This is a genomic window from Alkalibacterium putridalgicola (genome assembly GCF_900109825.1).
Classification (GTDB): domain Bacteria; phylum Bacillota; class Bacilli; order Lactobacillales; family Carnobacteriaceae_A; genus Alkalibacterium; species Alkalibacterium putridalgicola.
On record NZ_FOBL01000053.1, the window covers coordinates 1 to 9,907 of the forward strand.

Here is a 9,907-nt window from a genome sequence, read left to right on the forward strand (position 1 = left end):
CGTCTGCTTTGATGCATGCTGAAGGGCACATATCCACTACTTTTGTGCCCTTCGTCTGCTTTGATGTATGCTGAAGGGCACATATCCGTCACTTTTGTGCCCTCCGTCTGCTTTGATGCATGCTGAAGGGCACATATCCACTACTTTTGTGCCCTTCGTCTGCTTTGTTCCATACTGAAGAGCACATATCCACTACTTTTGTGCCCTCCGTCTGCTTTGATGTATGCTGAAGGGCACATATCCGTCACTTTTGTGCCCTTCGTCTGCTTTGATGTATGCTGAAGGGCACATATCCACTACTTTTGTGCCCTCCGTCTACTTTGTTCCATACTGAAGGGCACATATCCGTCACTTTTGTGCCCTTCGTCTGCTTTGTTCCATACTGAAGGGCACATATCCACTACTTTTGTGCCCTCCGTCTACTTTGATGCATGCTGAAGGGCACGTATCTTTCATTTTTGATATACGGGCTGATCGTCATATCCGAATCGCTCTAATACAAAGACTAAGTCACGCTTCTCCATAATAAAAAGAGAGCCGGATGAATACCGGCTCCCCATATTGATTGTTATCTTTTATTTACCTAAGGCATTTTTACCTGAATAGGCCCATAGCATCCAAATCACTTTATCGATATACGCTTTCTGTTCGATCAGCATATCGACAGTTACATCATCGTTATTTTCATCTACTAAATCGATGCCTTTAGCCAGTTCATCTCTAAGCTTTTCAAAGTCCTTGATGACCGCTTTGACAAAAGGTTCTTCAGGAATATATTTATTATCAAGCGATTCTTCAATGGCTGAATGATCGATAAATTCCTGGAGCGTTGAATAAGGTTCCCCACCGAGCTGCAGGAGTCTTTCTGCCGTATCATCCATGTGAACTGTTATTTCATCGTAATAATCTTCCAGCTTGACATGGAGATCAAAGAAATGATGTCCTCTGATGTACCAGTGTGCCTGATGAAGTTTTGTGTAAAATAGACCTTGTGTAGCGACCAGATTATTTAAACATTCTTTTACTTCGTTTGTTGACATACTTATTCCTCCTATTAATATTTTTTCCTTCTATGCATAGACTAAGCCAAATCTTTCACATACTCAACTATTATGCTTGAATCGACAGAAGATAATTATTTAGTTATACTAAATGAAGAACGAAGGAGGTCATTTTCATGGTTCAAGTTAAACAAATCGAAACAGGTGTTATTCAGGAGAACTGTTATATCATTTATAAAGGTTCAGATGCCCTGATCATCGATCCGGGTGACGAAACCAGTAAAATTAAAAACGAACTGGAACTGCTGGGGGTCACGCCTCTGGCTATTTTATTGACACATACTCACTATGACCACATTGGCGCCCTGGAGGATATGCGTGTCGATTATGAGATCCCGGTCTACGTCAGTCCAAAAGAACAGGAGTGGCTGGGTGATCCGCAACTGAATCTTTCTATTTACGGTACTCACGAAATCACTGCCAGGCCCGCTGAATTCACGTTTAAGCCATCAGAATTTATAACGATCGGTCCTTTTTCATTCAAAGTCGTCGAGACACCGGGCCATTCACCTGGAGGAGTCAGTTTCATTTTTGAAGAAGGCAAATGTGTTTTTTCAGGTGATGCCTTATTCAAAGGCAGCGTGGGACGGACGGACCTTCCCGGCAGTGAACCCGAAAAACTTATTCCAGCTGTTGAAGAAAAACTTTTGACTCTCCCAGATGACTATACGGTTTATCCAGGTCACCTCAAATCAACAACAGTTGCGTATGAAATACGGACGAATCCTTATTTCAGAAAGAGAAAGGAGAAATAGAATGAAGCGCATTTTACTTTTGCATACTGGCGGGACGATATCCATGAGCACGGATCAGCGTACGGGTGCTGTTAAACCGAGTGATGAACACCCGCTCCACAAATACAGTCACTTATTTGAAGAAAATATAGAAATCGTTGAAGAAGATATTTTTCAGTTGCCCTCTCCCCACGTCACGCTGCAGCATATGCTGGATATACAGAAAAGACTGGCTGAAGCGATCGAAGAAGACCGTATCGATGGTGCCGTGATCACGCATGGAACAGATACATTGGAAGAAACAGCTTATTTTCTGGATTTAACTCTCGATGCACCCTTTCCTATCGTGTTGACCGGAGCCATGCGCCCCACTGATGAGATCGGTTCGGATGGGGTCAGTAACCTTCAGAATGCCATCTGGACAGCCCTTGCTCCTGGTTCAAGTGATAAAGGGGTTCTCGTCGTCATGAATGAAGAGATCCATACAGCCCGTTACGTGACTAAGACACACACGACGAATGTCGCTACCTTCAGAACACCGACATTCGGTCCTATCGGGATCGTGTCAAAACATGAAGTCCGTTTTTTTCAGAAACTGGTCTTTGACGAAAATTATCCGATCCAGAACATAACGAAGAAAGTATATTTACTCAAAGCTTATGCGGATATGGACAGTACGTTGTTCGAAGCTCTTGCTTCTACAGAAATAGACGGACTGGTTATCGAAGCTTTAGGCGCAGGTAATATGCCTCCAGCCACACTTCCCGGCATTAAAAGGCTGCTGGATAAGAATGTCGCTATCGTTATAACTTCCCGGGCATTCAATGGTATCGCTCAGGATATTTATGCTTACAAAGGCGGCGGCAAGCACTTGAAAGAACTGGGTGCAATTTTTGCCCCCGGATTGACCGGCATAAAAGCGCGTATCAAACTACAGGTCATCCTAGAACAGGAAAATTCCGCTGACTTGATGAAGACGCGATTCAATTAAAGAAAAAACTAAAGCAGCTCTCCTTATTCAGAAGGGAGCTGCTTTAGTCTAATTTAATATTACTGTTTTTTTCAGTTCATGCACAGTTAGTTGACTGACATGTTCTTTCCAGTTGTCATTCTGCCATTCCCATAAATCAGTTCTTTGTTCATTGAAATATCGCAGAGAGAAGACTTCACGTCCACCGTTTACATAGAGTTCCATCGAAGAATCCTCTAAAAACACACGCAGAGCCGTTAAAGGTGCGTCGAGATACACGCTTCTCGTTTCCCTTTTTGAAGTCAGCCAGTTTGTTCGTTCAACGGTCAGCTGTTTTTCGGCTGCTTCATAGCTTACAGCCACTTCGTTCCGCAATGTCCAGGCAAACGATGCTGGTTCTTCTTTCCATACACATTCGATCTCCTGTTCCGGTGTGTTAAAGCGTACCTTCTCTATTTGAGAAATATATCCCAGTATATCCGATGACTGAAGGCGCAGCAGTTTCAATTCATCCACCGGCTGCTGGATAAGCCTGTTGTTTTGGACCTTCACTTCTCGAGGCAGTGACAGATGATGGATCCAGCCATCTTTTATCGTTGGAACTGCCGCTTCTTCCTCAGGCGGCATAGCGCCCATCCATCCAAAGACGATCGTTCTTCCTTTGTCATCTTTGAAAGACTGAGGAGCATAAAATTCAAATCCTCTATCCATTTCAACAAAGTCTTCATTATCGGAATGGAACTTTCCATCCTGGAACTGGCCCAGTACATATCCAGTCTGGAAAATATTCTGATACATGACACCTTCAGGTTCGATCCCCTGAGGTGAGAAAACAAAGACATCTTTATTCTCGAGTTTCAGCACATCCGGACATTCCCACATGTAACCGAAATCCGGTAGAGCATCCATGAATTCCCCCTCGAAGGTCCAGTTCAGAATATCAGGTGAGCGGTAAACTAAAGCTGTACCTTTTAAATCCTCCGTCTGAGCTCCCAGGACCATCCAATAGGTTTCATCTTCCTTCCATATTTTAGGATCTCTTAGATGAGCCGTGTACATTTTTGGGTGTTCGAAGAGCGGTCCTTTTTTCTCAAAATGAACACCGTCTTCTGAAACAGCCAGACACTGATAGCTTTCACGGCCCCCTTCAGCATTTCTGACATTGCCTGTATAAAAGAGATAAAGTTTTCCATCTTTTTCAAAGGCGCTCCCTGAGTAACAGCCATTTTTATCGAACCAGTCCGTCGGTTTTAAAGCCGGTTCCAGATAATCCCATTCGATAAGATCATCTGAAACAGCATGGCCCCATGTTTTGTTTTCATGCGTCGTCCCTTCTGGGTTCCACTGAAAGAACACATGATACTGCTTATTGAAATAAACCAGTCCATTGGGATCGTTGATCAATCCGTGGGGGGCACGCAGATGATAGTGAACAGAATACTTATCATCTTTTCCTTGTTCTTCTAACATATTGTTCCTCCTGAGTCTTTAAGCGTTTGAACCTTCGATTTCTTCTCGCATCTTATCTGAGTAACCAAAGAAGTAGGTGAGCGCAAATGCCACACCAATAGCCACTAGGTTAGATAGAATATACCAGAGGATCTGGTCATTCAGATAGAGAAGTGTTCCTGGGATGACAGTAACAGCCATTCCTGTCGCAGCTAAGTTCAAGATGTCTGCCAGGAAACCACCTGCAGCTCCGCCAACCAAACCAAATAAAAACGGCTTGACATAGCGCAGGTTCACACCGAAGATAGCGGGTTCAGTAATACCTAAGAAAGCTGAAAGAGCTGAAGGATAAGCTAATGCTTTTAGTTTTTTCGACTTTGATTTCATCGCAACAGCTAATGTGGCTCCCCCTTGAGCGGCAACACTGGATGTGATGATGGCGTTATATGGATTGACCCCTGTGTTAGCCAGTAGTTGAATCTCCAGGAAATTGAAGATGTGATGAACACCTGTGATAACGAGTAACTGATTCAACCCACCGATAAAGATACCGGCCAAGCCAAACGGGAGACCCAAGAGCCAGACTACGGCATCCAATACCACTTCTTCTAATGAATGGAAGACTGGACCAATAATGAAGAGTGCAAGAACGCTCATGACCAACAGTGTGCCGAATGGTGAAATAAGCAGATCCAATGTTTCCGGCACCACTTTTCTAAACCATTTTTCAACTTTAGCTCCAACATACCCCGCAATAAAGGCCGGCAAGACTGTTCCCTGATAGCCAACAACCGGGATGAACCCAAGCATGTAGATCGGCGAAGCATCTCCGCTTGCTACAGCATAGGCATTGGGAAGTGCAGGATTCACGAGCATCAACCCTAAAACAATACCGATGACCGGCGAACCGCCGAACACTCTAAAGGCTGACCATGCGACTAGAGCCGGCAGGAAAGCAAAAGCTGTATCCGTTAATACCTGTGTATATAACAGGAAGTTGGCACTGATGTCTGCGGGAGCCATCCCGAAAAGTCCCAATACCTGTTCCTGTGTCAGCAGTCCTCGAAGTCCCATAAACAAACCGGTAGCTACGAGTACGGGGATGATCGGAACGAACACGTCACCGAACGTACGTATCGCACGCTGAAAGGCATTCCCCTGCTGCTTAGCTTCTTCTTTCATTTCTCCTTTAGTCGTTCCAGACAAACCGAGACCTGTCACTTCATTGTAAATCTTGTTGACCGTACCTGTACCGAAGATGATCTGATACTGACCTGAGTTATAGAAAACACCTTTGACTTTTTCTATATTCTCGACCTGTGCTTCGTCCACTTTTTCTTTATCCTTTACCATCACGCGCAGTCTAGTCGCACAGTGTGCAACTGAGTCGACATTCTCTTTACCGCCGATTGCATCAATGACTTGTTGAGCAATTTCTTTATTATCTGCCATTTTTTATCCCTCCATTATTTTGGTTCCACACATTATGGAACCGGTTCTATTTCAGTATAAATGAATTCGCTTTCTTTGTAAACACTTTTAATTTTTTTTTGTTGTTTCTTTAATTACCAACTCATTGGATAAGATCTGACTCTCCGGTACTTCTCCTTTTACGATCATTTTCTCAATGGTATCGATGGCCATATCGCCTATTCCAAAGTAAGGATATTTGACGGTCGTAAGGGCCGGCGTCATAAAGGAAAAGAGATCATAACCGCCGTATCCTGCTACGGAAATATCTTCCGGAACAGACAAATCTAGTTCAGATGCTGCTTTCATCACTGCCAGAGCAATCGTATCTGTTGCTCCGATAACAAAGGAAGCTTTCGTTCCCGGTAACTCTTCCATAGCTGTCTGATGAGCTTCACGCATAGTAAAAGAGGTTTCAATAGAATGAACGACTGCATCACCTTCTTTAGTGATTTCATCCATGAACCCATTATAGCGGTCTTGACCCACCGCTTCATCTTCTTTCGATACTGTGAAGTACAGGAATTCCTTATGACCCAGTTCCAGCGCATGTCGGGCGATCTTTTTGCCCGCACCATAGTCATCATGGACGATGGAAGGGATGTCTTTTGTGTGCTGTCCTAAAACAAGAAAGGGCAGTTCGATATCCCAGATGGCTTTTCGGTGTTCCGCTGTTATTTCTTTTGCCAAAAAGATAATACCGTCTACTTTCTGTTTGGCCAGCGTGTAAATGTCTTCTATTTCCCGTTCTTTTTCCTGGTTGGCATTTGTAATGATCAACTGATACCCTTTTTCGTGTGCTCTGGAATCGATCCCCGAAAGGACTTCATTTGTAGAAGGGGAATCCAGACGCGGAATAATCACCCCGATCATATTGGTTTTCTGCGCCTTGAGGCTTCTTGCAAAAGTATTCGGCTTATAGCCTCTTTTTTTCACGATCTCATCTATTTTCTGTTTAGTACGCGGACTTACGGATCCATTATTCAAATAACGCGAAACAGTACTTTTGGCTACCCCTGCTTCTTTTGCAATATCATTGATCGTTACCATCATTCAACCCCATTCCAGATTTTTCGATCCATTTGAAGGTCGCTGATGCATGTATCGTGCCTTCTACAGCTATACGATGATCGGAATACAGCTCGTCTTTAATACGCTTGCTTACGATACTTTTCACCGTATCCCCTTCTTTTACTTCTTTATCAAAGGTTATAATGCCATGCTGAATTTCATGTGCAGATAAAAAAGCAGGACTTAAGCTGTCTAACAGCCATTCGATATATTTCGAATTATTTACATGCTGATTGGCATCGATATCGAAATATCTCACAGTGTAGCCTTTCTCTTCCGCCTGATTTGAATTGACGTCCTGCGGCTTAGTACTCCGCCGGATTCGTTTCGAAAATTCTGCTCCATAAGGTTCAACGACTTCGCTGGAGATCCTATTCATTTTTCTGGTGGCATTATTCATCAATGCAAAGGTCGCCTTGACCTGGATCAGCTGTCTATTGTTCTTGTCTTTGACAATAAACTCCCGATATGTAAAAAGCTTGTTATACTCAGTCGCAAAGGTTTCTATTTCAACTTCTTCCTTATAAGTAGGCATTCGAGTGATATTAAATTCATATCTTAAGATGATCCAGCTTATTCCTCGCTCCCTCATAAAGGATTCTTCCCTGCCTAATCCAGCCGAATGATTCTCCGACACTTCCATAAGAAGATTCACCAGCATAGATAAGGTCAACTGCTGATTTCGGTCACACATATAGTAAGATATTACCTGATTTTGTTTATACGATTGATTCATATTGATTTCTCCTCTTATTTCATTATTTAAATTATAAAAGGAATAGACAGCTTTTACAATTTTTTACTGATTAAATATCAAAGGTTCTCATATAAACCTCTATCGTTCTTATTTTTAAAATGATTTATCAAAAAAATTCGATTTTTAAAAGAATAATTAGTTATATTATGTTGAAATTATGGTGTGTTTTGTATTAGAATAGAGTCTGTGGTACAATGAGAAATGGAGCTAAATTTTAATCTTACTTATGATTCCCTCATTTATATCATTTGTAAGATTAGAATTTGATTCTATTTAAAAAATTTAAGGAGGAAATTATATGGGTGATTCTGAAAAGAACACGAATAAAGGATTTCTTGGTTTTATCGAACGTGTAGGTAATGCATTACCGCATCCAGTTATTATATTTATTATATTAGCTCTCGCTATTATCGTGATATCCGAATTAGCCGCTCGATTTGGAGCGCCAGTAGAATATTTTAACGCAAGCGAAGGTGATTTCGTAAGCGTCGAGGCAGTGTCACTGATGACAGGTGACGGTCTGGCTCATATCTTTAACAGTGCAGTAGATAACTTTACAGGATTCGCACCTTTAGGTACAGTACTTGTAGCTATGCTTGGTGTAGGTGTTGCTGAATGGTCAGGTTTGATTTCAAGTGCGCTTAAAAAATTATTGAGAAATGTTCCAACAAGTCTCTTAACTGCATCCGTGGTATTTGCCGGTATTATTTCTAATATCGCATCCGATGCCGGATATGTTGTTGTTATTCCTTTAGGTGCTATTATCTTTGCAGGTGCCGGTCGTCATCCGATCGCCGGTCTGGCCGCAGCATTTGCCGGAGTTTCTGCCGGATTCTCCGCTAACCTTATCTTCGGTCCTACTGATGCCTTACTGGTTGGTATCACTAACGAAGCATTGACTTCAGGTGGTATCGAATACGATGTCGCAGTTACTGCGAACTGGTACTTTATGATCGTTTCTACATTTGTATTGACTGTTGTAGGTGCGTTGGTCACCGAAAAAGTCGTTGAACCACGGCTCGGTGAATACGACGGAAACTACAAACCAAATGACGACCCAATTACAGATATCGAAAATAAAGGTATGCGTAATGCTCTGATCGCATTACTGGTTTTCCTTGGTATTATGGCCATATTGATGGTTCCGGAAAACGGTGCATTAAGAGCACTTAATGATGAAGGGGTTATGACACTCGACAACTTCTTGAGAAACGGTCTGCTCTTCATGATTTTACTGCTGTTCGCTGTTCCGGGTTACTTCTACGGAAAAACAACAGGTAAAATTCAAACCTCTCACGACTTGGTCAAAGGAATGTCAGAATCTATGGCTTCCATGGGTGGCTATTTAGTTTTAGCTTTCTTCGCCGCTCAATTTATCAACTACTTCTCTTACACTAATTTAGGTTTGATCCTAGCCGTAAGCGGAGCAGAATTCCTGGAGGCAATTGGATTTGTCGGTCTTCCACTGATCCTGGCCTTTATCATAGTAACAGCGTTCATTAACTTGTTCATTGGATCAGCTTCAGCAAAATGGGCTATCATGGCACCAGTATTTGCGCCAATGTTATATGAAGTTAACATTGCTCCAGAAATGACATTGATGGCTTACCGTATTGCTGACTCATCAACAAATATCATTTCTCCATTAATGAGTTACTTCGCAATGATCCTTGTGTTTGCTAAACGATACGATGAAAAGAGCGGATTAGGTACGATCATTTCAACAATGCTTTCATACAGTATTGCCTTCCTGATCACCTGGACTCTATTATTGATCATATGGTATGTCATAGGCTTACCATTAGGTCCTGGCGCACAAATTACTCTATAATATAAATATGATCAAAGACATGTTCTCTTAACTGGAACATGTCTTTTTTTCGAAAGTTATCATACTTTCATATAATACGAGGAGGGTCGTTATGTCCCCAAAAACGATGCGTCGAACACTTCAGTTCATTGGCTTCATTACTGGTTTGATATTTGGCTATTTCAGACCCTCACACATCCAGGACCTATTGCCGGTCTTGGCCATAGGGGTGGGGATCAGTTACTTTATTTACTCCTCGATGCAATTAGACGACGATAATTCTGATCGAGAGGTCGCATGGTTCCCTTTTGTCCAGATGATGATGTACTTCCTCATCGGCGGTGTATTAAGCTCTTCTATCCTTTTAGCACTAGAGATGAGACAATTGCAATAGATATAATGAAAAAAGACTGGGCAGGGGCCCAGTCTTTTCTATACTTTTGATTTTTGTTTTTGATTTCTGCGATATTTTTAAGACTACAGCGCTGAATGTACTGAATCGGCGTACTCACCTTTTATTCTCGCCGGGTACGCCCATTGCGTAGCTCATTCAGCGTACTCACGTATTATTCTCGCCGGGTACGT

8 protein-coding genes and 1 pseudogene are annotated in these 9,907 nt (G+C 42.4%); 4 read left to right on the forward strand and 5 right to left on the reverse strand.

Going from position 1 to position 9,907, the window contains the following annotated elements:
- Positions 1-575 precede the first annotated feature (575 nt).
- On the reverse strand, positions 576-1,040 hold the full coding sequence (locus BMX84_RS11835; RefSeq protein ID WP_091490110.1) for a Dps family protein: 465 nt from the start codon (positions 1,038-1,040) through the stop codon (positions 576-578).
- Between the two features lie 137 nt (positions 1,041-1,177).
- Here BMX84_RS11835 and BMX84_RS11840 point away from each other — a divergent pair, with 137 nt between their 5' ends.
- Both BMX84_RS11840 and BMX84_RS11845 read left to right on the forward strand, forming a co-directional pair.
- A complete protein-coding gene (locus tag BMX84_RS11840) occupies positions 1,178-1,816 on the forward strand; it encodes an MBL fold metallo-hydrolase (RefSeq protein WP_091490113.1) in 639 nt (212 codons plus the stop codon).
- Between the two features lies 1 nt (position 1,817).
- Complete coding sequence (locus BMX84_RS11845; RefSeq protein WP_091490116.1) at positions 1,818-2,786, forward strand: asparaginase; 969 nt, start codon at positions 1,818-1,820, stop codon at positions 2,784-2,786.
- Between the two features lie 48 nt (positions 2,787-2,834).
- Here BMX84_RS11845 and BMX84_RS11850 read toward each other — a convergent pair whose 3' ends face one another.
- From BMX84_RS11850 to BMX84_RS11865, 4 genes and pseudogenes are all read right to left on the reverse strand, one after another.
- Positions 2,835-4,235 carry a glycoside hydrolase family 32 protein gene (locus BMX84_RS11850; RefSeq protein ID WP_091490118.1) on the reverse strand — a complete coding sequence of 467 codons (1,401 nt, stop codon included), beginning with the start codon at positions 4,233-4,235 and terminating at the stop codon, positions 2,835-2,837.
- Between the two features lie 33 nt (positions 4,236-4,268).
- Positions 4,269-5,666, reverse strand: a pseudogene (locus BMX84_RS11855) (sucrose-specific PTS transporter subunit IIBC); the annotation flags it as partial.
- Between the two features lie 87 nt (positions 5,667-5,753).
- Positions 5,754-6,734, reverse strand: a complete 981-nt coding sequence (locus BMX84_RS11860; RefSeq protein WP_091490123.1) for a LacI family DNA-binding transcriptional regulator — start codon at positions 6,732-6,734, stop codon at positions 5,754-5,756.
- Entirely contained in the window at positions 6,718-7,491 is a 774-nt protein-coding gene (locus BMX84_RS11865; protein WP_091490126.1) for an acyl-[acyl-carrier-protein] thioesterase, read from the reverse strand. Before BMX84_RS11865 ends, BMX84_RS11860 begins: the two co-directional genes overlap by 17 nt.
- A gap of 319 nt (positions 7,492-7,810) precedes the next feature.
- On the opposite strand from BMX84_RS11865, the gene BMX84_RS11870 reads away from it, so the two are divergent.
- Positions 7,811-9,343 (forward strand): AbgT family transporter, encoded by a 1,533-nt coding sequence (locus BMX84_RS11870; protein WP_091490128.1) that lies wholly within the window; start codon positions 7,811-7,813, stop codon positions 9,341-9,343.
- A gap of 91 nt (positions 9,344-9,434) precedes the next feature.
- Positions 9,435-9,716: a hypothetical protein gene (locus BMX84_RS11875; RefSeq protein ID WP_091490131.1), complete on the forward strand. Its 282-nt coding sequence runs from the start codon at positions 9,435-9,437 to the stop codon at positions 9,714-9,716.
- The last annotated feature ends 191 nt before the right edge of the window (positions 9,717-9,907 follow it).